Origin of the sequence: Nonomuraea sp. NPDC050643 (assembly GCF_040654715.1) — a bacterium.
GTDB lineage: Bacteria > Actinomycetota > Actinomycetes > Streptosporangiales > Streptosporangiaceae > Nonomuraea.
Genome location: NZ_JBFAIM010000004.1, coordinates 207,890 through 231,987, shown reverse-complemented (window position 1 = coordinate 231,987; position 24,098 = coordinate 207,890). Strand labels below are relative to the sequence as shown.

Sequence of the window (24,098 nt, the reverse complement as noted above, 5' to 3'; positions counted from 1 at the left end):
TGTTTCTCCTGCTTGCCCGCTTGATTGCGGTAGCGCTGTTTGCTCATGCGGACTCGCGCAGCTTGCCGAGGTTGAGCTCCGCCCGGTTCAGGAGGCGCTCCAGCGCTTCCCAGGTGGTACCGAGCCGTTCGGCAAGCCGTTCCCCGTCGATCTCCTGCGTTCGCGGGTTGATGGGCGGGTCAGTGGCGAGGACGAACCGGGCATCCTCCAGGAGGGCCTGGGTGTTCCGCATGACGCGTGCCCCTTCGAGGGTGCCTCTCTTCTTGAGCAGCTTGAGGTGGTTGTCGCACAGCAGGCGCTCGTCCTTCGACCCGTTGATGCAGGTCGGGTAGGAGCAGCGGACGACGTGCCATGGCTTGGCCTCAGGGTCGTCGATGGCATCGGCCCACGCAGCCGCTGGATACCAACCGCTGGCGACGGCCTGCTTGCGCAGGGTCGTCACGACGGTCTTACGGCAGTGCACATACGGATCGAGCTGCATGAGCTCGTCGTACGTCCGCCGGAGCAGGCGGGCAGTTCGCAGGACGACCGTGGTTCTCTCGCCGCGCCGAAGCTGCTTGAGACCATCCCAGGCAGCGCTCATCTGGTCGGCCACGTACCGCACGGGCCATCCCTCAACCGATAGCGCACGCATCCGCCGCATAGACCCGGTCGCGTTGACCAGGCAGTTGTCCGGCAGGTCGTCCACGGTGACGGTGAGAAGTGCTTCGGCTGTGCACGCCCCGATTCGAGCCGGTGGTGGGAGCTGGCGGGTTGCGCTGCCTACGGCGAGGTGCCTGACCGTAGTGTGCGAGACCCCTGCGAGTTCGGCGATTGCCTCGTAGCTGATCAGCCAGATCCTGTGCAGTTCCCGGACGTGCTGGCGCGCCTCCTCGGCATCGACGAGACCCTGCCAGGTGCCCGCCTTTCGCCCCTTGTCGCGTTTCTGCCAGTAGCGGCGTCGGGCTTCGGTGTACGCGTCGCGCGTCATCGAGCGGCCTCCGGCCACGTCAGCTTGTCGAGCGCGGCGCGGTGCGTCTTCGGCATGTCCGCGAGGGGGTGCCCGAGGTGGTCGGCTCCCAGCGCGGCGAGCACTGCGGCGTCGGCCTTGTTGTCGTCGCCGCCGGTGATGAACATCGGCAGTCGGCGGGCGATGGAATCGACAACCTGGGGCTTGGTGCCGCTGCCCTTGCCGAGCGCGTACGTCTTCAGCGTGGCCTGCGGAACCTCGACGATGGGCACCCCGGCGTCCGCGATGATGCCCATCGTCCGGTAGTACAGGTAGGAGCGCTCGCCAGCGCCGCCGCGGCCGCCGTCCTGGCGGCTGAAGACCAGCTTCTCGACCAGGACGAGATGGGCGTGCTCGGCCCTGGTGAGCACGATGATGCGGCTGGCCAGGTCGTTGAGCGTCTGGTACTTGGTGCGCAGCGGCATGTTGGTGATGCCGTCGCGTCCGACCTTCTCGCACCAGCCGAGGCCGTTGGCCATGCCGGTGGCGGTCAGAGAAAGGTCGAGGCCGACGACGTGGAAGGGGATCACAGTTGCCATTCCTTCGGGGTTCTGAGGACCTTGTGCAGGTCGTGGTCAAGGAAGAAGTCGGACCACATGGCCGGGTCCTTGACGATCTGCTCGGCTGGCCGGGCGGCCCGGTGGTCGCGGTTGCTGCGGGAACGTCGCCGGTCCGCGCGGTGGGCGAGCAGAGATAGGACGACCACCCCGGCGGCGGCCAGCACGGTGAGCGCGCCGATCGCCGCCAGGACGTCTTTCACGCGGTGCCGCCCTCGCGGGCGTCGAGCTGGGCGCGGAGAGCGGTCTTCTCTGCGGCGGTGGCGAGTAGGTCGCGCTCGGCCGACTCGGCCCGCTGCGCCACGGCGTTCAGCTCCTCGGCCAGCTTGTACGCCAGCTCGGACGCAGCTTCGTATTGGAAGCGCAAGGCGTTCATCTCGGTCTCGATGTCGCGGCGCATCATCTCGGCGCCGACGATCAGCCCGAGCATGGTGCCGACGAACATGCAGACGACAGCGATGACGAGCGCCCACACCCCGCCGAAGATGATCAGGCCGCCGAAGAACGCGATGCTCACGCCGAACACGAAGTACGTCTGGTACGGCTCGATCTTCGCGACCGCTATCTCGAACTTGGTCTTCACTTCGCGGCCTCGCCCTCGATGCTGAGGATGTTGGGGTAGGACGAGGTGGCCGGGACGCGCCAGCCGTTCACCTTGACGCGGTAGGTGCGGCCTTCCTTCAGCTCGCCGTACAGGGTGGAGCTGTCGAATTTGAGGGACAGCCAGGCGTCGGTGTTCTCGTACACGTCGCCGTCGCGGTCCCAGATGAGGTAACGGCACGACTTGGAGCTGTCACAGACCCGCTCCTTGTTCTCAACGGTGATCGTCTCGACGCGGGCGGTGGACAGCTTGAACAGGCCGACTGCGAGGAAGATGAGCGCGCCGAGGACGAGGATGCCGCAGCCCCACAGGCCGGTGTTGTCGTTGTAGCGGTTCATCGGCCACCGACCTGGAGGGCGGCGTCGATGCGCGCCTGCTGGTCGGCGGGGACGTGTGGCCGAGTCATCTCGGCGATGAGCCGGGTCGCGGGCCGGCCCGCGAAGCTCTCCCCCTCGGTCGGCTTGTCCCTGCGGAGCGCGTCCACGGTGTAGGGCGGGATCTCGACGCCGTGCTCTCGGAGCGCGGTGGCGAGGGATTCGACGTCGGGCAGCGCGCATGGGGTGTATCCGATCCAGAAGACCTCGACGTCCTCCTCGTCGATGGAGCCGGGAGGGTCGAACGCCGTGGCCCAGTAGGTGTTGAGGGGTGCGTCCCAACCGGCCGTGGTCACCCGCTTGTCGGGCGAGCCGGGGGCGTTGGGGATGGTGTAGCGGTTCATGATCTTCCTTAGTGGTCAGTGTCGGCGCGGGCTTGGAGGACCGCGACGCCGTCAGGGGTGTACTTGGCCAGCTCGTACGCGGCGGCGTAGTCGGGGAACCCGGCGGCGAGCTGGAGTCGGTTGGGGGCGTCAGCGACGTCGAATGTCTGGAGGAGCTTCTGCACGAAGGTGCTGCCGGCCCAGCCGCCGCGGCCGAGGTGGAAGAGGACGTGGGCGGCGATCGTCTGGGTGATGTGCGGGTCGCTGTGCATGCGGACTCCCGAGGCGGTGGTGCCGGTCACGGTGCTGACGTCAGGTGGTGGCGTTCTCGCGGGCGTACTGGTCGGCGTCGAGCTTCTGCAGCGCGGCCACGATGTCGCCGCGCCAGCCAACGACAGCGCCGGACAGCCGGTCAGCGACCTGCAAGGCCTCCAGCAGGGCAGCCCTGTCGTTTAGCGCGACGGGGTAGCGGCGGTTTCCCATCGCCAGGACGGTCTCCTCGGCGGCCAGCCGGTGCTCGATGGTCGACGAGGTGACGTCATCGAACTGGACGGTGATGGACTTCATGGGGCACTCCTTGAGGGGCGGTCCCGGCGTCGGCAATATGCGACGCCGGGCCGGGGCTGGTCAGGCGAAGTAGTCGGGCTTGAGCGGGGCGTACGGGTCCTCGACTTCGTCGCCGTGCCAGGCGTTGGCGAGGCGGACGAGGACGACCCATGCGGCGTCGTGGACCGTGCGGGCCAGCGGTGTTCCGAGACGGGCGGCTTCGGACAGGGCTTGGTGCACGTCGCGGATCCGCTCCAGGCGCTCCCGCAGCTCGTCGAGCTGGTGGCGGACCTGCTCGTAGTCCTCGCGGACCGTGGGCTCGGGCACGTACTCGACGAGCAGCCCAAACGCCTTGCACAGCAGGCAGTTGCGGCGGCTTTCACATGCCCCCGCGTGCTTCGCGATCTCCGCGAAGAGGGCGGTGCGCCGCTCACGCTCACGCTTGAGCCGCGCGAGCCGGTCAGCGCGGAGCGCCGCCCGCTGGTCGTTGGTCAGCGTCATCATTGGCCACCGGCCAGGGTGACCTCGCTGTTGGTGAGCTTGGGCAGGAACGCGGAGAGGTCGGCGTTGGTGGCCTCGGCGACCGGCTTCTTCATGTGCTGCTCGAATGCGGCGGAGAGCTGCTGGTTGGTGCCGCCCATGTCGGACCAGACGTTGACGATGCGCTGTTGCAGGTCCTTGCGGCGGGCGGCGGCCTGCTGCATCAGCAGCTTGACTCCGGTGTTCACCCGCTCGGCGTTGAGCTCCTTCGTCGAGGTGACGGTGACGCCCAGGTGCTCGGTGATCCAGGCGAACCGGGCCTCGTCGTTGGCCTTGGTCGCGCCCTTGCCGGTATGGATGGTGACGCCGGCCTCGCCGAGCCAGACGCCGAGGTCTCGCAGCGCCTTGGCGGTGGGCTTCGGCTCGTCCTCGACGATCACCGCGTCCACGATCTCCTTGTCGTCGGCCGCCGCCGTGGTGCTCTGCTCGCGGGCGGCCTCGAGGAGCGCGTCGGCGCGCTCGGACGCCTTGCGTGGTTCGTCTGCGATGGGGCCCGCTGCGGGTTGGCCGAGGTGGTCGGCGAACTCCTGGAGCTGCTGCAGGGTCGCAGCCTTCATGGTGGTGCCGGTGCGGTCGCGGAACTCGGTGTGGAGCTGGCTCGTCGTGCCTGCCCATGCGGTCATGATGTGCTGGCGGATCCGGTCCGCTTCGGGGTCGGTCGGCGCGGGTGGCTTCTCCAACCACTCCTGCGGGTAGCCGCCGGGCGGCGGGGTGTGCGGGGGTTCCTCCTCGTGCGTGGGCTCGTCGGGCTCAGGAGCGGCCTGGCCCTGCGGTGCGCCCTTGCCCTGCTCGGGGGGGAAGGCGGCAACACGGGCCTTGGCCGCGGCCTCCACTTCCTCGCCGCGGCCTTGCCAGGCGGGGTCGAGCTTGGTCGTCCTCCAGATGGCCAGGACGGCGTCGCGGTTCGGAGCTGCCTTGATCATCGCCAGGTAGTCGGTCGCGGGAGCGGCCTCGATCGCCCGCTGACTCTCGCCGCCCCGGGCCAGTTCGGCGCGGCGTGCGACCTCGCCCGACATCAGCTCGTCGAACCCGATGCCCTCGATCGTCAGGCCGGGCACCATGTACGTGGTGGCCTTGACCACGTTGTCCTTGGGGTCGAGGAACGAGCCGGTGCGCTCGGCCACGTACAGCCAGGCGTCCACGTACGTCCCTGCGTGGGCCAGAAACTCGGCTGCGTTGGGCAGCTCGGCCGCAGCGTTGCCACCCTTGCTGTCGAGTCGCCATAGGCCCAGGCTGGGCACTTCCTTCAGGAAGACACCGAGTCGAGTGTGCGGCTTGCACGGCCGCTTCTTGATCTCGACGTCCGCCCCGCACAGGCACGGACCGACGAACGGAGCCTGCATCGCGACGCCAGTGCAGCGGCGGATGCACAGCTTTCCGTCCCAGAGCTCCATGTTCTGGCTCAGGCCGTTGGGCGGGACGATGACGGGGATGCGCTGCGCGTTGGTGATGACCTCGAACTGCGGGCCCTGCGGCGACTTCCACGGCTTGACCTCGCCGCCGTACTTCTCGGCGACGCCCCGGATCATGTCTTCGGACGGCGACGTGAACCGGAACGTGTCGATCTTGCTGGGGTACTCCTTGCCGTTTCGGCTCATCTTCTTCACGCCGAGACGGATCCGACCGTCCTGCCAGTGGCGGCGCTGCAGTACGGAGGGGTCGATGGGCATCAGGCGGCGTCCTTCCTGGTGGTGATGGTGGGCGGCTGCACTGGCTTGAAGCCGCGCATCTCGAGCCCGTGGACGTAGTGCGCGAGCGGCAGCAGCCCGCAGAACGCGTCGAACGCGTCTCGGTCGGCGGGCAGCGGGACGAAGCCGTACTCCGTCTCGCGGAGGTTGAGGATCGCGGTGCCGGCGAACTCCGGGACGGCGAACTCGTGGCTGGCGTCGTGGTCGTCGGTCTCGCCGTACCTGCACGACGGCGGGCAGATCAAGGCGATTTCCGCGTTTCGCAGCGCGGCGAGCTGCATCAAGTAGTCCTCGTAGATGGCGCTGGCGGGCTTGGTCAGCGAGGTCTTCATGTCGATGAGCCACAGCCCGGACGGTGTGGGGAGCGGGTCGGGCGGGACCGCGCGCGGCTTGAACTTCGGGATGATGGGCGACGTCGGGCCGTCGAAGCGGAGGTTGGCCCAGATGTCGCTCGTGCCCCCGTAGGGGATGGTGCGGTTGATTACCGTGCACTCGGCCGCCACGATGTCGCGGCGGATGTCCACCCCGAAGTCGCTCAGGAACTGTCGGTAGGAGTTGACGAACGGTTCGGCTTCCTCGTCTGGGATGTACGGGGCGCCGAGGTTGATCGCTTCGCCGATGGCGTGGACGCGGGAGCCGAGGTCGGCTTTCTTGTCCCACTGGACTCGGTACTGGGCCTTGGCCAGCTTGATGAACTCCACCAGGTCGTCGGGGTCGGCGGCCGCGCGGATCGCGTCGGGGAGGTTGTCCATCATCCAGATCGCGGTGTCCCTCGCTGCGGCGGGGGCCAGGGCTTCGATCATGTGCTGGTCGATGGCGTTGGTGACGGAGATCTTCATCCGGTTGGGGTCGTCCGGGTCAAGCATCGGGTCGCAGTAGTAGCGGCCTGCGCTGGTGGGGACGGCGTGGCTCGGGTCGTACTCGTCGCGCTGGTCGTCGCGGATGGTGATGTTCACGCGCCACCGCCGAGGTGCCCGTCATAGTCGGCCTGGCCTAACCAGCCGAATCGGTATTCGTCCTCGGTCATCGGGTCGAGCTGGGCGCCGCCGCCCAGGCTCGGCCGGCGTGGGGTGTGCTGCTGTTCGTCGGTCTTGAGAGCGCCGAGGTAGTCGGTCAGCTCCGCTTCGGTCGGGGGCGTGGTGGTCGATGGGGTCACTGATGGTCCTCTTCGTATCCGGCTTCGGCGGCCAGGAGCTTGCGGTCGGTCTCCTCGACGAGCTGGTATGCGGCGTCGTAGTCGCCGAGGACGTCGGCGAGCAGACGAGTGAGCGCGACCTTGGCGTAGTGGTTCCAGTGCTCGGCAGCTCTTGTGGCGATGAGCTGCACCAGGTCGTCGGGGATCGGCGCTTGAGTGGTGTTGGTCATGCTGAGTGCGGCACCGCTGTTAGCGGGTTGGGACGTACTGGACGTGGACCAGAACGACCTTGGTTCCGCCGTCCTGGGTGACGGTGCGAGTGGTGGCCTGGAACGTTCCGCTGTCGTCGTTGCGGAAGCCCCTGTAGCCGTTCTTGACGGCGTTGAAGAGGCGGTTGGCGTCACGCCTGCCTTCGGGGGTGTCGGGGGTCTCCGCGATGACTGCCCACTTGTGGGGGTTCTTCTGAAGTTCGGCCGCTACGGGCTCGTACTCCTTGTTGGTGCGGGTTTTGATCGGCGCTGGTTCTTCCCAGCGGAGGATGCCTGCGGGCATGGCGATATGACGCTCCGTGGTTCGGGGTGGTTTTGCCGGACTTTTCGCCGGTGCGCTGGTTTTCGGTCGCACTCGATCGAACCGACATAACGACACTATCGCGTCGCGACGCACGGTGCAACGTCTGACGCATCATATGCGTCATCGCAGCTACCTCGCTTATGTCACACAGAGTAATCACTCACTTTGCGATGACAGAAGACGTATTGACGCTTCAGTTGATACCTTTGCGCCAGACTCGTATGACGCATCAAATGCCGTGAAGGGACACTCGACTCGCCGTGGCCAACCTCAACCAGCCCTCAGCAGTGGTTCAGCTCCTCATCGATCGCCGCAACACTCCGGGAGGGCTTAAGCGACGCATCTCCACCCGCTCCGCCGCCACACGCGCGAAGGAACTGGCCGGCGACTCGTTGTCTGAGCCCACCTGGCGACGCATTGAATCCGGCGAGAAGATCCCAGAGGACCGGGAACTCGTGCTCATGGCGGCCGCCATCAACGATTTGGCGGCCGAAGTCATCATCTCCCCGGACGACTTCGACGAGCATGGCCGGCCTGCAGCGGCCGAATTGTTCCGCGAGTGGATCCGTGAGCGTACCGCTGCCGATCCAACGCTGGCGGACATCGACCCGAAACTCGCACCGGAATCCCTGCAGCAGATGCTCCAGAAGATGCTCGGTGAAATCCGCGCGCTACGTGGCGTTACGGCCGCCGAGAAGGCCGAGATGGAGAAGATCCTGCTGTCGAACGTTAAGTCAACGCTGAACGCCTACGGTGCCCAGTTGCGCATCTTCCGACGCAAGTAATAGTCAGACCACCAGGCGGCGTGACACCTAGACGCCAAGCTGGAACTACGTGCAGGACCGACACGCCGACGTCCCCCCAGCGGCCCGACGACCATTCTCATCGCAGGCTAGTGATCTCCTCAGCAAAGCCTCGAACGGCCGCACGTTGCTTCTGGCCAAGCGCGAGCACTCGGCGAGTAGTGCGCACGCGCCGCCAGAACGAGATGGTGTGGAACGTTACTGGCGCAGACACAGCCATGACCCACACCAGCAGCAACACCCCCGCGTGGCCGGTCAGCTCGCCCATGTTGATCAGGATGAGAAGGGAAGACGCCGTCGCCACCCAGCTCACGACCGACATAGTCGCCATGCTGAGCAGCCACGCGCGTACCTCGTAACTGATCATGGAGTTGGTCCCCGTCCTCTCCACCGCCGACCTCACATACCATCCGCGTGCACGGACGGATCCAGTCCGGACATCTCCCAGTACCTCGCGTCGGGCTCCGACTCGATAGGAGAAGAGATCATGGTGACGGAGGCTGGCGAACTTGTCGGCTGGCCTACCGCCGGAGCAAACGATCTTTCCTGCAGAGGCGAATATTGTCAACTGGCGGCTATCATTTCCATCAGGCGTGTACTGTTGGCGAACAGATTGAATGTAGGCGTACGGCGTGCCTGAATAGGGCAAGCCGGGCGTGAAGAATGAGGTGGCAGTGGCGACCTTCGCCGAGCGACTAGATAAAGCGTTGAAGGTCAAGGGCTGGTCCGCCCGTCAGGCTCAGCGCGAAATGAAGCGCACCCATCCGGATCTGGCCATCACTCACGCCTACATCAGCGGTCTACGCAGGGGCAAGCACAGCAACCCTTCAACCGAGGTCGTAACCGCGCTAGCGCAGTTGTTCGATGTGTCGGTCAGTTGGCTTCTCGGCGAGGACCCGCCCCCACCGCAGCTCAGCGCAGATGACCAGCAGCGGCAGCAAGCGGTCCGCGAGGGCCTGGCCGAACTCGGCGTGCAGAACATCGCCGAGCGAATGGTTGGTCTGTCCCCGCTTTCGCTGGAGGCCATCGAGAAGATGGTTGAGGCAATGCGCCGGGCCGAGCAGCTCGACAACGGCACAGACGCGCAGTAGGCACATCCGATCACGGGCGCGGGTAGTCTGTCCCGGGCCCGACCGAAAGGTTGTGATATTGCCGTCCCCTACGCTGCTGGCTGCCTTGTCAACGGCGCCGCTCCCGCAGCCGTTCACTCTGGATGCTTTCATCGCTCGGATCCGGGCGGTACGACAGCGTCACCTGCATATGCACGACCTGCCCGCCGAGGCCGCCAGCGCCGTGTCCGGGCTATGGATCGCGACGACGAAGGCCGACCACATCTTCATCGCTCCCGGTGCGGCTGGGCTGCTGCGCGTCAACATCGGCTTGCATGAGGTCTCCCACTTACTGCTCGGCCACGGCAAGGTCGGCGGCGACGTCGAGGAGGCCATGCGCCGGCTCCTCGGGCCCTCGATGACGGGAATGGCAGCACGCAGCCGGTACGAGACCGTCGAGGAGCGCGACGCTGAGAAGCTCGCCACCCTCATTCTGACGCGCGCCCACACCCCGCCCGAGGACGGCGACGAGGGCCTGCGCAAGCTCAGCAAGACCTTCGGATATAACTCGTAGGGAGTCACGCGTGACCTTAGTGGACTGGTTAGCCCTGATCCTTCTGTGGGGGGCGTCGCTCTCCCGCATCCGGCCCGCCCGGCACAGTCACGAACAGCGCATGCTCTGGGGCGCGTTCACCGCCTTGGCCATGTCGCGGGTTTTCTCGGCAGCGCCCATCGTGGCGTGGATGGACGCCAGCACCAGCACGGAACTGGCCACGCTGATGCGGCACCTGACTGGACTGGCGTCGGCGACGTGCCTGCTGGCGTACGTTGAGGCAATCACCCGACATGGGCGCCCTTCCCGAGCCCGCTGGATCTGGCCGACCGCCGCTGTGGTGGTCACGGTCTTGACCGTCATGTTCCTGCTGCGAGGCGGTCGCATCTACTGGGTGGACGGCGCGACCTCTCCCGGCGACACCGCGCTCCAGGGCCGCATCTATCTCGCAGTGTTCGACGCCTGGTTGATGGCCTGTCTGGCGGCGGCCGGATGGCTGTTCGCCGGGTACGCGCGGGTGGCGCCGCCCCTGCTACGAGTCGGGTTGGTGCTGTCCACCATTGGCATGGTCGCCGGGGTGATCAACCGGTTGCACGTCATGGCCGTCAACGTCGCCCACCTCATCGACCCCGGCACGGCCTGGCGCGAAATCCCGGTGTTCCACAAGAGCACGTTCCTGATCTGCATTGTCGGCATCACCGCGGGCACGTCGATCCCGGCCTGGCGGGCGGGCATGGCGTGGCTACGGGACCTGGCGGCGCTGCGCGAGTTGCGGCCCCTGTGGGAAGGATTCACCAGCCAATACCCGGATGTGGCGCTCTCCATGGAGGTCGCGCTCCGGGCGCGCGTCGTACGGCGGGTGTTGGAGATCCGCGACGGGATGCTCAACCTGACCTCGATCAGCGCGCCGCCGGTGAGCGAAGACCCCGATGTTGTGGCCCAATGGGTTGCCGACGCGTTGGAAGCGGCCCGCTCTGGATGCGGGCATGGAGTGCCATCCGGGAAGATCCCGGGCCCTGATTTCAATGGCGACATGGAGAAGGAGACACAGTGGTTACGTCAGGTCGCGACACGATTCAAGCAGCTCAATGGCGGGGCGGTCGCCTCGCGCGCCTCATGACGGACCTGTTCGCGCCGATGTGGATCGTGATCAGCCTGCCTCTTCTGGTGGGTGGGGTCACGTCCGGTTGGGACGGGGCCGGATGGGGGCTGCTCGCTGCGGGATTATGCGGCGGCGTCCCAGCCGTGGTGATCTTCGGCGGCGTGCGGCGGGGCTGGTTCGGCGACTGGCACATCGGGGAGCGGAGTCAGCGGCCCAAGCTGGTGGCCGTCATCGTGACCCTGGTGGTGCTCGCTCTCACACTGCTTGTGGTGCTCGGCGCTCCCATGGTGATGGTGGCGTGCGTTGCCATCATGCTCGCGACGCTCGCCGTTGTAGGGCCAATCACCCTTGCGTGGAAAATCTCCTTCCACACCGCCGTAGCCGCCGGATCGGTGATGATGCTGGCGTGGGTGCTGCCCCGGCCGCTGCTCGTGCTTGCGGTCGGCGGCGTGGTGGTGGCGTTGATCGGATGGGCTCGCGTGAAGATCCGCGACCACACGCCGGCTCAGGTGCTCGCTGGCACCGCGGCTGGGGCGGCGGCCACCTGGGCAACGCTCGTAATTTTGCTGTGAGACGTTAAATTGGCGTCCAGTGTCAACCATAGCCAGTACAAGATCGTCATACCATTAACGATTCTTGATGCCGACGTCCTGCCGAGGCACAACGAGAGGTAATGGGACTAGATCATGACACGAGCGATGGCAGCAATCGCGCTGGTCTTTGTCGTGGGCACGGTGACGTTTGCGGTGTTTCTCGTCCATGCCGTCGGGTCCCGTGAAGTCGAGGGCCTGGGCGTGACCTTCATGGTGGCGGCCGGGCTAATCGTCGCCGTCAGCGCGCTGGCGGCCGTACGGCGGCGCCCTGCAGCGTCAATCGTCGATGTTTACGCGATGGGTGGCGGATACGAGCGCGGCGAGCGTTGAGAAACGCATGGAGCCGGACAGGTCATAATCTGCCCGGCTCCATGCCCGAAATCGCACATGCGGATACAATCCCGCAGGTCAACAGATATTCGGCCATTTATCGCGGCTTGTGACGAACGTTCCGATTGCGGGCACGGTGTATACCCATCCCTGCTCACGGAGCAAGGCCACAGCGGCACTGGCGGTCTTCTTGGCCACGCCGTACTGCTCGACCAACTCCAACTGCGAGGGCAACACCTGATCCGGCTGGTAGTCGCCCCGCTTGATGCCCTCCACGAGTTCGGCGGCGATCTTCTCGTGCTCCCACGGCTCGCGGATCTGCGGTGCGTCTCTGGGACCGACGTAGGAACCTTCGGCGCGAATGGTGTAAATGACGTCTTCCTCACGCAGCACCTCCAGGGCTCTGCGCACTGTCAGCCGCGAAGCTTGGTGGGTCGCGCACATCTCGGCTTCAGTGGGGAGCGCCTGGCCGGGCTTGAGCTTGCCGGCGGCGATGTCGGCCTTGATGGCGTTGACGATCACCTGGTAGATCGGCACTGGACCCCGGGGGCCTCGCTTCGTCATTGCCGAAGTATACATACCGGAAACCTTTATAGACATCAGGGGTCTGCTGATCGGGCCGGGGAGGTGACGAGCCGGAAACCGAGAGAGCCCCGGCGCCAGACGGCATCGGGGCTCTCCGCGTATTTGTGCAGATACGCACGACCAGCCTACGCCGCGCCGTCTGTCAGCGTCGCCGCACCGGGGAGCGGCGCTGCGAAGGGTTGGCAGCCATCACACACTCCCGTTCTGCTCGTCGATCCGCTCCCAGACCCGCGCGCCGATCTCGACCAGGTCGTCCTCGTTTTCGAAGTGGTCGAGGGCCCACCACAGCGTGTTGAACTTGAGGTCGGCGGCGGCGCAGACCGCCGCGCCGAGCTCGAAGAGGTCGCGCGCTTGGTCGTCGGTGACGCCGAGGTGGCTGAAGTCAATGGCCATTATTTCTCACCGTCCTGCGCTGGCTCGCGCTTGGCCGGCTGGTCGGCCGCCAGTTCGGTGACCCAGTTGCCCATGACGAGCATGCCGACAAGGCTCAGGCCGAGAATCCACGGGATCAGGCCGGTGTCCTTCATCAGGTAGGCGAAGGTCAGCCACATCGCCGGCATGAGCAGCAGTGTGACCAGGCAGACGACGACGCGGATGGTGGGCTTCATGAGGAGTTCCTTTCGTTGGAGGAGTTGGCGGCCCCACGCCGGGCTACGAGGTGCCACAGGACCGCAGCGATGACGTCTCCGGCCGCGAACACCAGGCCGATGGGAAGGTGGTGAAAGCCATAAAGCGCGAGGTGAGCAGGCACCATGAGCAGGCAGAAGGTGGACATAAAGCGGGCGATAGCGGGCCTCACCGCCCACTGAGCATGTGGACGGCCCTGCGCGCTCACCGAGCGGTCCTGATGGCGTCGTACACGTCACGGTCAAGGCGAGCGTCACCGAGCGCGGTGTGCTTGGTGCCCGGGTCCTGCGCGACGCCGACGATCTCCCAGGATGGGCTGTCCATGTAGCCGCCCAGCCAGTCCTCGACGTACGGGACGGCCTCAGTCTCGAACGCCTCGTCCACCTTGCCGTCGTAGGCGGACAGCCGGCCATCGACGTAGCCGATCAGCAGGGCTCGAATGTCGATCATGCGGTGGTGGGCCGTGAGGAGCTGCCCGTGGACTCGCAAGAACTTGTCCAGAAACTTGCGGTCGTGGGTCGGGTTATTGGCGACGATCGTGGCACCGTCCAACTCACGAGCGACCGTGGCGGCGATGCTCCCTGCGTTGTCGTTCATGAACCAGTCGCCCTCCACCGGGGGCTCGCCGGTGTGCTCGTGGATCCACGGACTGCCGAGGTTGATTGCGGGCGCGAGCCTCCGACTCGCGCCGATGGGCGAACGCCTGACACGGCACCGCTCGTAGTACCGGCCGACCTTCAGGGCGTTCGGGTCGGCGAACGTGAGGTCCGGCCGGACGTGCCACCAGTATTCGACGTCGGTCCTGATCGGCTGGCGCAGGTCGCGCATGATGAGGCCGATCTCCCACAGGTCGCCGTGGCGTTCGTCGAGGCTCGTGGTCTCGAGGTCGAGGATGGCGAGCTTCTTCACAGATTTCTCTTTCGTCGAGGGAGCCCGGCCGACGTATGGCCGACCGGGCGAGGAAGCTGATTGCGATACCGCAATTAGCGGTAATACCCAGGGTCTTTATCCCCGCCGTGCATGCGAACCCGGAACTCCTCATCGAGTGTGAGGGCGAGCGCGGGAAGCGTCTCGACCCCCTCACGTCTGGCCTTCCAGATGCGATGCCAGCCGTCGATAGGTGACCTTTTCGAGGCTGCCTTCGACCGTGCGACTGCCGGGCAGGGCGGCGACTTCGATGTGGTTGCTGCCGTCTGCGCGGAGGACGGCGACGGGAGAGCCTGCGCAGGTGTACTCGTGTGGTTCGGGCGCAGGGAGAAGGACCCAGCCTTCGGCGTCGTGCTCCTTCCAGGTGGTTTCGAGGAAGTCGGGCAGGGGTCCTTCGATCGACGGCAGGTAGATCGAGTCGCCGACCCAGAGCACGTCGGCGTCGTCGTAGTAGCTGTGGGCGGCGAAGAAGCTGGCCGAGGCTTCGGTGCCCCAGAAGTGGGTCATCCAGACGGGGCCAGGCTCATCTGGACGGACGTCTGGGGTGATCTCGTAGTGCTTGATTTCGATCTGCCCGTTGTCAGGGTTGGTGCGGGTGTAGAGGCGGGTTTCCATGTGGCGCCCTTCAGGGTGTGGTGTTGGTGCTGGTAGCGGTGTGCCGCCAGGTGGCGAAGGGAAGTTGATCTTGTATCTAGCGATCAACTCATATAGTACATTATGTAGGGCGATATAGATAATTAGGGAACCAGAAGGTCGGAGGGGTGAACCGCTCACCTGCGTGCACGTCCGAGACGACACGACGACAGAGACCCCGTACGGTGAGAACCCACGCCACACGCCGCCCCAGGAAGTCACAGATGCCGCGCAACCCGAAGCCGCCACAGCGCCAGCAAGCCGAACCGTTCGAGAACCTCACCAACGAACAACCGCAGAAGGCGGAACCGCAATCGGCCCGCCGAACTGGCCCGCGACGCGTCCGCGCGGTCCGATGGACCAAGCTCGTCCCCACCATGGTCTACCTGTACAGCGACATCGACGACCGCCTCACCAACGCCCTCGAAGACACCGGCCTTGGCCCACAAGAAGCTTTCGAACTCGCCATCAACACCTACTGCGACGCACTGCAACCACCGATCCCCGCCGCATTCCCCGAGCCGATCAGCAAGGCCGACCTATCGCTGCCGCGCGACCCCAACCCGCCACCGCCCGGCACACCCCGCGAACGCCCTGCCGCACCCGGCGCCACCGTACGACTCGCACGGAACACACGGGCGCGACTCGCAGCCGCATGCAGACAGGAACAGATGGGCGGCATGGCCGGCCTCAACGACGCCATCGAAGCGTGGCTCGACGAACTGGACCTGGCGCAGGGAAGGCCCGAGTAGCGGCGAGCCACGTATCCCTCACCCTCACAACAGCAGACCTCCAGGAGTCGGCGTCCGTAACCTGAGCACATTGCTATGGCACCCAGGAAGGCGCGCCTGTGACAGTCAGGGTTGAGGCGAACTGCCTCAAGTGCCACACGCGACTCAACATCACCTTCCCCACTGAGGTGAGACGTGGCCTTGCCGGCGAGTTGGCCACGTTTGACGTTTCCCTCCCGTCCTGCCAAAACTGCGGGTCCGGAGCCACAGCCACCACGGTGTTGGAGTCGTGGCGGAACCTGCTTTCTCTCGTGCGCAACAGAGAGGAAGCCGAGCGGCTGAGAAGACTCGTAGTGACGATGAGGGAGGACCCCGAAATACTGCTCATCAGATTGGAGATGGAGGAGCCAGCCCTGAGGGTCTCCATCAAGCTAGCCCGGCAGCGCGCAGGGAGTGATCACGTCATGGTGGCCGTGGGCGTGACAGCCCTGGTCATCGCCACTCTGACATTGATGGCCCAGGTCATCGGCGATTGGGAAGCCATCGCCGACTTCCTTGACGGCCTCGATAGGCCTCCGGACATACTGCCTTCCGACGGACCCTCGAGCCCATGCACGCCTAAGGCACCACACCCACCACCGTCTCCCCTAAGCGACCTCGGGTTTTAGCAGCCTTACGTGATGTCGTTCGCAAATGGAAGGTCGGCGATCCGCGCCCCCGCAGCGGACCGCCGACGAGCTGGTGGTGCTACTTGCTGACGGCCGCCTTGACCTTGGTGGCAGGCCGGAACCGCATGACCCACTTGCCGGGCACGTCGATCACCTCGTTGGTGTTCGGGTTCCGGCGCACGCGGGCCTTGCGGTAGACGCGCTCGAACACGCCGAGCCCGCCGATACGGACCTCCTGGCCGGCGGCGACGGTGCTCGTGACGATGCCGATGAGCGCCTCGACGCTCCGCTTGGCGGCCGCCTTGGAGGGGGCTTCGGTCCGCTTGCCCCACTCTTCGATGAGTTCTGCCTTGTTCATGTACTACTCCCCCGGATGTGACGGTTTCGTTGTACAGAACGATAGAGCACGCGCCAGACGCATACGACACATCAGACGCGTCTGATTCTGGCGGGGCCGGAGCGGGGCCTGTCCGTGTCGGGCGGATGCGGCGTGTCGCTCGTCGCGGCGCCGAACGAGGGTCCTGACGGGAGTGGCAGGCGTTCGCAGAGCGGCCTCAGTGACACATGGTCCGAACACTTGCTGGAACGCTGCAAATACCGTCAAATCACCCCGTTAAGGCCACCTTGTGCTGCTCTTACCGGGCTTTCATACTGGCTTGTGGATCTAGGCGGTGATCTTCTGCGGCGCACCACGACTGGTACTGACGCACCACCCGCGCCACCACCGCCTGCCCTGCCCGACCCCGCCCTCTCACAGCGTGCCGGTCATCAACCTGCGCCGGCCTCCAAGAGAAGGAGTCGCGACCATGACCATGCTGACCTACACCCTCTTCACCGACCCGGCGCCCCTGGAGGCCTCAGCGGCCGGGCGGCAGTCCACGGGAACGGTGTACCTGCTCGTCGCCAATAGCGGAAACGCAGCGTTTTCCAAGATCACGGTGACGGTGCCGGAAGGCGACGGCGCCGGCGACCTCACCCCGAAGAGCAGCGCGATCAAGGCCAAAGGCGAGTGCACCGACATCAAGTCGGGCCGCACCCGTTCGGTGGCCGTCCGGGCGCAGGGCTCCGCCTTCCAGGTCACCGAACCGGGCGGTGGCAGCATCAGTTTCGGTCCCGGAGACTACATGGTGCTGACGCTGGCGAACGTCACCGTCGCCCTCAAGCCCGGACTGGCCGTGCTGGGGGTGACCGAGGTCGCCAGTAGAACAGCGGGCGCGAAGCGACCGAACCCCAGCCACACGGCGGTGGCGCTGGTGAAGGCCGCGCCAAAGGAGATTCCGGCGCCGAGCAACTTCCGTCCGGAAAAGTCCGCGGTGGCGGCCGGAAAGGACATCGTCCTGCTCTGGGACGGGCCCGACGACCTCGACTACAAGATCCTCTTGCCGAACGGGACCGAAGAGACCGTGCCCGCGGCGCCCACTGGCAAACAGGCCACTGGCAAAGACAACAAACACAAGTGGTCGCCAGGTTCCGACGCTACGAAATGGGCCACCACCTACACCCTCATCGCCAGGTCCCGCGGCGCGCGGCAGCAGGAATACTTCCTCACCACAAGCGTCCACCTGCGCAACCCCACCTTCAACAGCGTGACCACCTCTTGGGTAGGAGGACCGAACAGCAGCGACGGGCGGATCAGCTTCCACACGGGCGGGCTCCAGGTACACCGGGACGGGAGTGCAGAGTTGGGCAACGTGTTGGCCGACAATGCCTTCGTGAACAGCGTGAACACTGGCTATGTGCAGGGAAAAAACGCCGAAGACGGACGGATCGGCTTCCACACGGGCGGACTGAAGGTACACCGGGACCAGAGTGAAGGGCTGGGGGACGTGACGGCCAACGGGGCCCACTTCGGCAGCGTGTCCACCGGCTGGGTAGGAGGATCGGACAGCAACGCCGGGGGCTTCACCTTCCCTTATGGCGGAGTGACCGTCTGGAGCAAGCTTGGCTCCTCGGAACAGGGGACGGTGTTCGCCGACACCGCCGACGTGAGCGGTGTGACGACCTACAAGGTGGTGGGAAAAAACGCCGACGGTGGATGGATCACCTTCCCGCCCGGCGGGATGAACGTGCACCAGGCTAGCGCCAGGTGGGGGGTCGTGGGAGCCCTGAGGTTCGGCGTCCGCAGTAATGACTAGGAGCACTCGGCGGCCAGGCCCGCGCGTCCACCCCACACCCGCAGTTCCCGCCTCCGCCTACGCCTCGTCGAAAGCGGAGGCAGGGATACCAACATGGGGAGCATTCCCCTTGATCTTTTATGTTCCCCAGATGAGAGCCGGTTGGGGGCACCGGGGATACCGAGGGCCGGTCCGTCCCGTATGGCTCCCTAGCGCCGTCGGGGGTTACAGGGACAAGAACGGCCACGAGATCATCTATGCGGGGGCCCGCGTCCGGAGAGGACCATACGCAGGGAGGGGCAGAGGCGTGGAAGAAGGTAGCTGGCAAGCGTACGTGGAAGACAACCTGCTGGGCAGCGGCAAGATCAGCAAGGCAGCGATCCTCGGACAGCAAGGCAGCGTCTGGGCCGCCAGCACGGGGTACACGATCTCCCCCGAGGAGCAGCAGACCGTCATCGACGGCTACAAGCGCCCAGAGAAGCTCCAGGCTTCGGGGTTGCGCCTCGCAGGCCAGAAGTTCTTCACCCTGCAAGTAGTCGAGCGCTCCGTCTACCTCGCCAAAGAGGCTGACGGAGCCATCCTGGTAAAGACCAAGCAGGCCATCCTCGTCGCGGAGTATCTGGCTCCCGTCAAGAGACCCGACGCCGTCTCCGTCGTCGAGGGCCTCGCTGACCATCTCATCAGCATCGGCTACTGATCGCCTGCGTCTGACGTCTGCATGACAAGTTGAGGGCGGTGGGCGGTCCCGACAGCCCGCCACCCCTTGTCGGGGACACGCTTCCCGGACGACGGGGTGACGATGGCCCCGAGCCGGTCCGCGGCGATGTGTTCACGGATTTGCTCGGTGATCGGAAGTACCAGGTACAGCGGGAAGTGCACCATGACGATCTCCTCGCTGTCGGGGTGGGGCGGCCCCGCCGCGCGGGCGGGTCCGATTGCGGTGCCGCTATCAAGGAACGTGGTCGTACGCGAACCGATCCAGCTCGATACCGAGGATTGCTTCGACGATCGCGCAGGTCAGGATCTCGGCCATGGGCGGCGGGACCGCGTTGCCGATGAGCTTGACCTTGTCGCGCGCGGTGTCGGCGACGAACTCGTAGTTGTCGGGGAACGACTGCGCCCGCCGGAGCTCATGGATCCGGAGCATCCGAAACAGAATCGACGACACGTCGATCTGGCCGTCCGAGGTGAGCAGCGCCCACCGGTCCCGGGTCGGAATCGTCCCCACGGGCTCGTGCACGCCCTGCGTGCGGCCGGTGCCGTAGTACGCCATGAGCAGCGTTTCGGGCAGGGGCAGGCCGGACGGCGCGGTGACGAGCGACTGGTGCCCGGTGGTGGTGACCGTCCGCATGTGCTCGCTCGCCGGGGTGACGTGCTCGCGCCCGTCACCTCGGCTGCCGTTGTTCCGCATGAGCAGCGCTGGCGGCGGCTCCCAGCCGGGAGGGACGCCGAGCCCGTGGTGGTAGCCGCCGGCCGTGACCGCGTGCGCGGGGTCCTCGAACGCGGGCCTCGACTTGAACTCGTCGCCACCACCCCGGAACGGGAACACCAGCGGCAACATCCCGTCCTTGAAGGCCGGGTCAGTAGCTAGTCCGTGGTTGGAGCCGTCCGAGACGAGCGTCGCCAGCGCGTCAGTGGTGGGGTTGGTGTTACGCGCCCTGTTCGAGCGCATGAGCGACAGGAATGCGGGAAACACGCCTGGTTGCGCATCCGGGGGGAAGGCGATGCCGTCCTCGTTCCGGGTGGTGCTGGTCCGCTTCGGCAGGCTGGTCGGCCGCGCCACCTTGCCGTCGCGGCCTTCGCATGGCACGACGAGCGCGTTCGCCTCCCTCGTGGTGAGCGCGGGGATCGGCTCGTCCACGCCCCGCGGCCCGTCGTTCCAGGTGCCGCCCGCGGGCGTGATGAAGGGCTTGATCCAGTGCTCCTCGACCCCGGCGCGGATGCGGGCGATCGTCTTCGGCGCCAGGCCCTCGGGCTTCTTCTGCGTCTTCTTCCTGCTCCCAATGGGGGTGCCGAGGTCGGACCAGTCGATCGTGTACGCGGCCGGGAGACGGGGCGGTTCGATGAGCTGCCCTTGGCACGCGGCCTCGGGGCAGATCCACACGTACTGGCCGTTCTTGATGCCGTAGACGCCCATGTCCACGCCGTGCTTCTTCCACGCCCGGACGGCCTGTACCCAGCCGCCGTGGCGGGGGCAGAAGGCGTACGGGTCGAACCACTTGCGGTAGTTCGGCGTGCGGCCCACGGACTCGTGGATGCCGGAGATGAGCATCCGGTCGCGGGACTGCGGGGTCGGCAGCGTGGTGCGGCCCTGCACGTGCGCGGCGTTGACGGCGTGGATCTGGATGATGTAGCCGAGCTTCCTCAGCTCGCGGATCCACCGGTCCCAGTGCGCCCACAGCCTCGCCTGGACGACGTTCTCGATGCCGAAGCCGAGCACCGGTTTGCCGTGTTTCTCCTGGCAGTGGCGAAGGTAGGTGACGACCTCCTCCATCAGTGCCCGGGACCGGATGCGCGTCTTCTGGTGCTCGGTCAGGTTGTCCAGGTCGTCGGCCCAGAGGGCCATCTGGTTTTCCTTGTCGAAGTACCGCGTCTCGCCCGACGCCGTGGAGAACGCTGGGCAGGCCGGCGAGGCCCAGAAAAAGCTGGCGTAGGGGAACTTCTCGATGGCGTCGGCCGCCTGGACGTCGCCGAGCCAGAAGTCCACGTCGGGGTGGTTCTCGACGTACGTCCACTTCGCGGGCTTGGCGTGGTTGGCGGCGAACTTGATCTTTGTGCCGGGGACGGCGGCGATCCCGGTTCCGGAGCCGCCGCCGCCCGCGAACATCTCGACAACGTCGATGTCGTCGGGGAAGAGCCGGTTCAGCACGAGTCCTCCCCGCGGGCGGACTCCTCGGCGGCGGCCTGCGCGACGCGGGTCTGCGCGACAGCCTTGGCCAGTTCGCCCTCCGTAGGGAACGGGACGCGGATCATCTCCGGGAACTGGCGGTAGACGATGCTGCCGGTGGCCGTGACGACCGCCTCATAGCGGCCGGGGAATGACCAGAACACGGACACGGCACGCAGAGCGCGACTCGCCTTGACGAGCGCCAACGCGTTGTGATTTTGGGCAGGGGGTACTGCAGAGTGGCGGTTCATCTGTGGTGTCGCCTTTCGCGGATAGCGAGGGGTTAGAACGAGAGCGAAAGCTGGGCAGGCCCGTTGAGCCCCGCCAGCCATGCCGTCTCGAAGGAGCGATAGGTCTTGTCGTGCGCCAGCGCGGGCGCGGCGGTCAGGATGTGCTCGACGCACGGGTAGTAGAGGTTCCGGGTGCGCAGCCACACCCGGTGGTGGCGGCCGTCCGTCTCGACCTTGCGGCCGAGCAGGTACGCGGCCCGGTCGATGTGGGCGAGCATGTCGGCGCGCGAGCCCTCGACGAGGAGTTCCAGCGACCGGTGGGTCTGGCCGCGCGCCATCGCGTCGCCGGGCTTGGCCGCCATGGCGCGGCGCATGTCGTAGATCGCCCACGGCAGCCGGTCGAGATGCCGCTCGAACAGCTCCAGCAGCGGCCCGCTGTCGGGGTTCGAGGCGATCAGGTCGTAGAGCTGGGCCCCGGCGAGGAGACCCTGCCGCGGGTTCACCGCGACGGCCAGGTGCTCCATCGTCAACCCCAGCAGCGCCTCATACGGGTTGGCCAGATAGCGCGGGATGGTTCGATCACGGCCTTCTGCCAGCGAAAATGCGTACGGGCACTGGACGCACGCCGACTTGGGCCATCGCACGCCGAGCAGGTCGAGGACGTACTGCTCGCAGTCGTCGCGGTACCACCCCCACTCGATCAAGGGGTACGACGGGATCCGCGTGCCGGGGCCGAGCGGCATGTCGCGCATCATCCGCTTGACCTCGCCCGCCTCGAACCCGATGACGTGGACGAACTCCTCGTCGCCGACGATCTGGGCGATGACCTGGTCAAGGACCCAGCCCTTGAACTTCAGCGAGCACTTCCTGATGCCGCCGGACTGGGGCACGGTCGCCACCGACAGCAGTTCCTCGCTGAGGCGGTAGGCGCCCGGTGCTGACGACAGGCACAGGATCGGGTGGGTGGTGTCGTCGAGGATCACGATGCCGTCCGCCTGGTGGCGGCCGGCTCGGGCGACCTGGATGGTACGGACGCCGTGGCGGGCGAGCAGCGGGTAGATATGCTGTTCGACGAGGTAGGCGGTTTCCACCCATTCGTCTCCGGTCTGCGCCGTCACGACCACGAGGTCACGCAGGTCGAACCAGCGTGAGCCGGGCTCGGTGAGCCACCGCAGCAGGATCGCCGTCGAGTCCAGGCCCAGCCCATACGAGAAGATGATCTTCACGGGGTCTCCGGGGAGGAAGCCCCCGCCCCTCGCTCGGGGCGGGGGCGCGTACGGTCGGCGGCTACTACTCGGCGGGGATGACCACGACGACCGTGTTGATGTTTGTGGCCGGAGCGAACGACTCGGGAGGCAAGGGCTCGAACTCGCCGCCGCGCTCCTCGACCAAGGCGCGGAACTTCGCAGCCGCCTTGAACTGCTGGAAGATCACCCCGGCTCCCATGACTGCGACGAGCCGGCCGCCGGGCTTCAGGAAGCTGAGCGCGTGCGCGACGTGCGCGATGTCCTTGCCGCCGGAGAACGGCGGGTTCATCACGATCCGGTCGTAGCTCTGGCCCTCGGGCTCTGTGTCGAGGAAGTCCCGAACGAGGATCCTGTGTGCGCCTGGGACGCGCTCGGCGAGAACATCAGACAGGTTCCGATCGAGCTCGACGCAGTCCACGACCGCGCCCAACTCGACGAGAGCGGCCGCGATGTTGCCGGTGCCCGCTGAGGGCTCGAGGACCGTCATGCCAAACTCGATCTCGGCCAGCTCCATGAGCCGGTCCACCACGGCGGGCGGGGACACGAACGCTTCACGGTCCCGGCCCACCCGCATGTTGTCGGCCATGTTCGCGGCCGCCTTGAGCTTCTCGGTGTCGAGCTTCGGCACCTCGACCTTCGGTCTGGCCGGGGCCTTCTTCGCGGGTCGGTTCGGCGCGATGACGGCTGGCCCATCCTCGCCGTGCGGGCATTCGATGGCGCGGATGTCGGTGAACTTCACCTTGTCGGGCCAGGAGTAGCCGGAATCGGCGCTCACGGTCACCTTGTTGACCTTCAGCACCAGGCTCCGACGCCAGTAGACGACCGTGTCACCGACGTGCACGTTGTGCTTGCCGTACTCCACGAACTCGCCCGCCTCCACCGCAGCGGCGAGCTGGGCCCGGTCGTATTCGAGCTGGTTCTCCAACTGCGCCTTGCGGGCGAGCTGCATATCCCGGTAGTCGCCTTGGGCGGGCTCGTGGATCTCGATGTAGTACGGGTTGCCTGCATGGTCGCGGAAGATCCGCTGGTAGCCGTCCAGCGACCGATCGATCTTGCGAAGATCGGCCTCGGCCGTCTTGATCCGTCGCGCGGTCGTGGATGGTCGCGCGGAGTGCCGCATTTGGCTGCCGACCGCGTTCGCGCGCTGAGCGGCGCTCTGCGCCTGGTCGTCCTCGGTGATGCTCTTGCGCATCGCCTGGTGCATGCGTTTCTGGTCGGCGCGAGCGCCCCGCTCGGAGTGGTGGCCGGGGATGATGGGCTGTCCGCCCGCGAACCGCTCGCCGAGCTGGTCGGCACGAGCGTGCGCGGCCGCGGCCGCCCCAGCGTGCCGGTCAGCTTTCCGCTCCAGTGCGTCGCGACGGTCGTCGAGCCGGTCGGCCTGGTCCTCCAGGACCTGGGCGCGGTCACGGTGCTCGTCGTCGATTTCGACCTCGACCTCGAACCCCGCCGCGCGCAGGGCCTTGGCCGCGGCGTTGATCGCCCACCGGTCAGCAATTCGGTCGCGTGAGTTGCGGAGCCCGATCATCCGCAGCGAGGGGAAGAACTTGAAGTAGCCGTGCTCCCGCTTGCGGATGATGTCGAAGACGCCGTCGCCCTTGCGGGTGCCGTAGACGAGGGTGCCGTCTTCGTGGTTGTGCTTAATCGTGATCAATGTGCCTCATCAGGTGAGACGCAGGGCAGCAGCCACCCGCCGC

Annotated in this window: 35 protein-coding genes; 10 read left to right on the top strand and 25 right to left on the bottom strand. The window is 66.4% G+C overall.

Annotated features, from left to right (window positions below; all coding sequences use genetic code 11):
• Positions 1–43 precede the first annotated feature (43 nt).
• The 14 genes from AB0I15_RS07105 to AB0I15_RS07040 are packed head-to-tail and all read right to left on the bottom strand — an operon-like array spanning position 44 to position 7,304.
• Complete coding sequence (locus AB0I15_RS07105) at positions 44–970, bottom strand: hypothetical protein (RefSeq protein WP_358091299.1); 927 nt, start codon at positions 968–970, stop codon at positions 44–46.
• Positions 967–1,518, bottom strand: coding sequence for a hypothetical protein (locus AB0I15_RS07100; protein ID WP_358091297.1), 552 nt, complete (start codon positions 1,516–1,518; stop codon positions 967–969). The genes AB0I15_RS07105 and AB0I15_RS07100 overlap by 4 nt, the downstream gene beginning before the upstream one ends.
• A complete protein-coding gene (locus AB0I15_RS07095) occupies positions 1,515–1,748 on the bottom strand; it encodes a hypothetical protein (RefSeq protein WP_358091295.1) in 234 nt (77 codons plus the stop codon). The genes AB0I15_RS07100 and AB0I15_RS07095 overlap by 4 nt, the downstream gene beginning before the upstream one ends.
• Complete coding sequence (locus tag AB0I15_RS07090) at positions 1,745–2,128, bottom strand: hypothetical protein (RefSeq protein WP_358091293.1); 384 nt, start codon at positions 2,126–2,128, stop codon at positions 1,745–1,747. Before AB0I15_RS07090 ends, AB0I15_RS07095 begins: the two co-directional genes overlap by 4 nt.
• On the bottom strand, positions 2,125–2,484 hold the full coding sequence (locus AB0I15_RS07085; protein ID WP_358091291.1) for a hypothetical protein: 360 nt from the start codon (positions 2,482–2,484) through the stop codon (positions 2,125–2,127). Before AB0I15_RS07085 ends, AB0I15_RS07090 begins: the two co-directional genes overlap by 4 nt.
• Positions 2,481–2,864: a hypothetical protein gene (locus tag AB0I15_RS07080; protein ID WP_358091289.1), complete on the bottom strand. Its 384-nt coding sequence runs from the start codon at positions 2,862–2,864 to the stop codon at positions 2,481–2,483. Before AB0I15_RS07080 ends, AB0I15_RS07085 begins: the two co-directional genes overlap by 4 nt.
• Positions 2,865–2,872: 8 nt before the next feature.
• On the bottom strand, positions 2,873–3,145 hold the full coding sequence (locus tag AB0I15_RS07075) for a hypothetical protein (RefSeq protein WP_358091287.1): 273 nt from the start codon (positions 3,143–3,145) through the stop codon (positions 2,873–2,875).
• Between the two features lie 10 nt (positions 3,146–3,155).
• Positions 3,156–3,410 (bottom strand): hypothetical protein, encoded by a 255-nt coding sequence (locus AB0I15_RS07070; protein WP_358091285.1) that lies wholly within the window; start codon positions 3,408–3,410, stop codon positions 3,156–3,158.
• Between the two features lie 60 nt (positions 3,411–3,470).
• Complete coding sequence (locus AB0I15_RS07065; protein ID WP_358091283.1) at positions 3,471–3,893, bottom strand: hypothetical protein; 423 nt, start codon at positions 3,891–3,893, stop codon at positions 3,471–3,473.
• Positions 3,890–5,599 carry a hypothetical protein gene (locus AB0I15_RS07060; protein ID WP_358091281.1) on the bottom strand — a complete coding sequence of 570 codons (1,710 nt, stop codon included), beginning with the start codon at positions 5,597–5,599 and terminating at the stop codon, positions 3,890–3,892. The genes AB0I15_RS07065 and AB0I15_RS07060 overlap by 4 nt, the downstream gene beginning before the upstream one ends.
• Positions 5,599–6,573, bottom strand: coding sequence for a hypothetical protein (locus AB0I15_RS07055; protein WP_358091279.1), 975 nt, complete (start codon positions 6,571–6,573; stop codon positions 5,599–5,601). The genes AB0I15_RS07060 and AB0I15_RS07055 overlap by 1 nt, the downstream gene beginning before the upstream one ends.
• On the bottom strand, positions 6,570–6,773 hold the full coding sequence (locus AB0I15_RS07050; protein ID WP_358091277.1) for a hypothetical protein: 204 nt from the start codon (positions 6,771–6,773) through the stop codon (positions 6,570–6,572). The genes AB0I15_RS07055 and AB0I15_RS07050 overlap by 4 nt, the downstream gene beginning before the upstream one ends.
• On the bottom strand, positions 6,770–6,982 hold the full coding sequence (locus AB0I15_RS07045; RefSeq protein ID WP_358091275.1) for a hypothetical protein: 213 nt from the start codon (positions 6,980–6,982) through the stop codon (positions 6,770–6,772). Before AB0I15_RS07045 ends, AB0I15_RS07050 begins: the two co-directional genes overlap by 4 nt.
• A 19-nt stretch (positions 6,983–7,001) precedes the next feature.
• Positions 7,002–7,304 carry a hypothetical protein gene (locus AB0I15_RS07040; protein WP_358091273.1) on the bottom strand — a complete coding sequence of 101 codons (303 nt, stop codon included), beginning with the start codon at positions 7,302–7,304 and terminating at the stop codon, positions 7,002–7,004.
• A 281-nt stretch (positions 7,305–7,585) separates the two neighbouring features.
• Between AB0I15_RS07040 and AB0I15_RS07035 the strand changes: the two genes are divergently transcribed.
• Entirely contained in the window at positions 7,586–8,110 is a 525-nt protein-coding gene (locus AB0I15_RS07035) for a hypothetical protein (RefSeq protein ID WP_358091271.1), read from the top strand.
• Positions 8,111–8,207: 97 nt separating this feature from the next.
• Here AB0I15_RS07035 and AB0I15_RS07030 read toward each other — a convergent pair whose 3' ends face one another.
• Complete coding sequence (locus AB0I15_RS07030; protein ID WP_358091269.1) at positions 8,208–8,495, bottom strand: hypothetical protein; 288 nt, start codon at positions 8,493–8,495, stop codon at positions 8,208–8,210.
• Between the two features lie 307 nt (positions 8,496–8,802).
• On the opposite strand from AB0I15_RS07030, the gene AB0I15_RS07025 reads away from it, so the two are divergent.
• From AB0I15_RS07025 to AB0I15_RS07005, 5 genes are all read left to right on the top strand, one after another.
• The gene (locus AB0I15_RS07025) at positions 8,803–9,219 is read left to right on the top strand and encodes a helix-turn-helix domain-containing protein (protein ID WP_358091267.1); all 417 of its coding nucleotides are present in this window, start codon (positions 8,803–8,805) and stop codon (positions 9,217–9,219) included.
• 169 nt (positions 9,220–9,388) lie between these two features.
• On the top strand, positions 9,389–9,751 hold the full coding sequence (locus AB0I15_RS07020; RefSeq protein WP_358091265.1) for a hypothetical protein: 363 nt from the start codon (positions 9,389–9,391) through the stop codon (positions 9,749–9,751).
• Between the two features lie 10 nt (positions 9,752–9,761).
• A complete protein-coding gene (locus tag AB0I15_RS07015; protein ID WP_358091263.1) occupies positions 9,762–10,850 on the top strand; it encodes an MAB_1171c family putative transporter in 1,089 nt (362 codons plus the stop codon).
• Positions 10,847–11,404, top strand: a complete 558-nt coding sequence (locus tag AB0I15_RS07010) for a phosphatase PAP2 family protein (RefSeq protein WP_358091260.1) — start codon at positions 10,847–10,849, stop codon at positions 11,402–11,404. Before AB0I15_RS07015 ends, AB0I15_RS07010 begins: the two co-directional genes overlap by 4 nt.
• Positions 11,405–11,530: 126 nt before the next feature.
• Complete coding sequence (locus AB0I15_RS07005; protein WP_358091258.1) at positions 11,531–11,755, top strand: hypothetical protein; 225 nt, start codon at positions 11,531–11,533, stop codon at positions 11,753–11,755.
• Positions 11,756–11,833: 78 nt separating this feature from the next.
• Here AB0I15_RS07005 and AB0I15_RS07000 read toward each other — a convergent pair whose 3' ends face one another.
• From AB0I15_RS07000 to AB0I15_RS06980, 5 genes are all read right to left on the bottom strand, one after another.
• On the bottom strand, positions 11,834–12,292 hold the full coding sequence (locus tag AB0I15_RS07000; RefSeq protein ID WP_358091256.1) for a GntR family transcriptional regulator: 459 nt from the start codon (positions 12,290–12,292) through the stop codon (positions 11,834–11,836).
• A gap of 237 nt (positions 12,293–12,529) precedes the next feature.
• Entirely contained in the window at positions 12,530–12,733 is a 204-nt protein-coding gene (locus tag AB0I15_RS06995; RefSeq protein ID WP_358091254.1) for a hypothetical protein, read from the bottom strand.
• The gene (locus AB0I15_RS06990) at positions 12,733–12,948 is read right to left on the bottom strand and encodes a hypothetical protein (RefSeq protein WP_358091252.1); all 216 of its coding nucleotides are present in this window, start codon (positions 12,946–12,948) and stop codon (positions 12,733–12,735) included. Before AB0I15_RS06990 ends, AB0I15_RS06995 begins: the two co-directional genes overlap by 1 nt.
• Before the next feature lie 223 nt (positions 12,949–13,171).
• Entirely contained in the window at positions 13,172–13,876 is a 705-nt protein-coding gene (locus AB0I15_RS06985) for a hypothetical protein (RefSeq protein WP_358091250.1), read from the bottom strand.
• A 171-nt stretch (positions 13,877–14,047) separates the two neighbouring features.
• Entirely contained in the window at positions 14,048–14,509 is a 462-nt protein-coding gene (locus AB0I15_RS06980; protein ID WP_358091248.1) for a hypothetical protein, read from the bottom strand.
• Positions 14,510–14,751: 242 nt separating this feature from the next.
• Here AB0I15_RS06980 and AB0I15_RS06975 point away from each other — a divergent pair, with 242 nt between their 5' ends.
• Positions 14,752–15,279: a hypothetical protein gene (locus AB0I15_RS06975; RefSeq protein ID WP_358091246.1), complete on the top strand. Its 528-nt coding sequence runs from the start codon at positions 14,752–14,754 to the stop codon at positions 15,277–15,279.
• Between the two features lie 98 nt (positions 15,280–15,377).
• Positions 15,378–15,926: a hypothetical protein gene (locus tag AB0I15_RS06970; protein WP_358091244.1), complete on the top strand. Its 549-nt coding sequence runs from the start codon at positions 15,378–15,380 to the stop codon at positions 15,924–15,926.
• A 79-nt stretch (positions 15,927–16,005) separates the two neighbouring features.
• Here the strand turns inward: AB0I15_RS06970 and AB0I15_RS06965 are convergent, their stop codons facing one another.
• Positions 16,006–16,284 carry an HU family DNA-binding protein gene (locus tag AB0I15_RS06965; RefSeq protein WP_358091242.1) on the bottom strand — a complete coding sequence of 93 codons (279 nt, stop codon included), beginning with the start codon at positions 16,282–16,284 and terminating at the stop codon, positions 16,006–16,008.
• A gap of 448 nt (positions 16,285–16,732) precedes the next feature.
• Here AB0I15_RS06965 and AB0I15_RS06960 point away from each other — a divergent pair, with 448 nt between their 5' ends.
• Positions 16,733–18,061: a hypothetical protein gene (locus AB0I15_RS06960; RefSeq protein ID WP_358091240.1), complete on the top strand. Its 1,329-nt coding sequence runs from the start codon at positions 16,733–16,735 to the stop codon at positions 18,059–18,061.
• A gap of 286 nt (positions 18,062–18,347) precedes the next feature.
• Positions 18,348–18,737, top strand: a complete 390-nt coding sequence (locus tag AB0I15_RS06955; RefSeq protein WP_358091238.1) for a profilin — start codon at positions 18,348–18,350, stop codon at positions 18,735–18,737.
• Between the two features lie 252 nt (positions 18,738–18,989).
• Here AB0I15_RS06955 and AB0I15_RS06950 read toward each other — a convergent pair whose 3' ends face one another.
• The 4 genes from AB0I15_RS06950 to AB0I15_RS06935 form a co-directional block, all read right to left on the bottom strand.
• Positions 18,990–20,909: a DNA cytosine methyltransferase gene (locus AB0I15_RS06950; RefSeq protein WP_358091236.1), complete on the bottom strand. Its 1,920-nt coding sequence runs from the start codon at positions 20,907–20,909 to the stop codon at positions 18,990–18,992.
• Positions 20,903–21,097, bottom strand: a complete 195-nt coding sequence (locus tag AB0I15_RS06945; RefSeq protein ID WP_358091234.1) for a hypothetical protein — start codon at positions 21,095–21,097, stop codon at positions 20,903–20,905. The genes AB0I15_RS06950 and AB0I15_RS06945 overlap by 7 nt, the downstream gene beginning before the upstream one ends.
• A gap of 113 nt (positions 21,098–21,210) precedes the next feature.
• Positions 21,211–22,383: a hypothetical protein gene (locus AB0I15_RS06940; protein ID WP_358091232.1), complete on the bottom strand. Its 1,173-nt coding sequence runs from the start codon at positions 22,381–22,383 to the stop codon at positions 21,211–21,213.
• 64 nt (positions 22,384–22,447) lie between these two features.
• Positions 22,448–24,055 carry a DUF3560 domain-containing protein gene (locus AB0I15_RS06935; protein WP_358091230.1) on the bottom strand — a complete coding sequence of 536 codons (1,608 nt, stop codon included), beginning with the start codon at positions 24,053–24,055 and terminating at the stop codon, positions 22,448–22,450.
• Positions 24,056–24,098 lie beyond the last annotated feature (43 nt).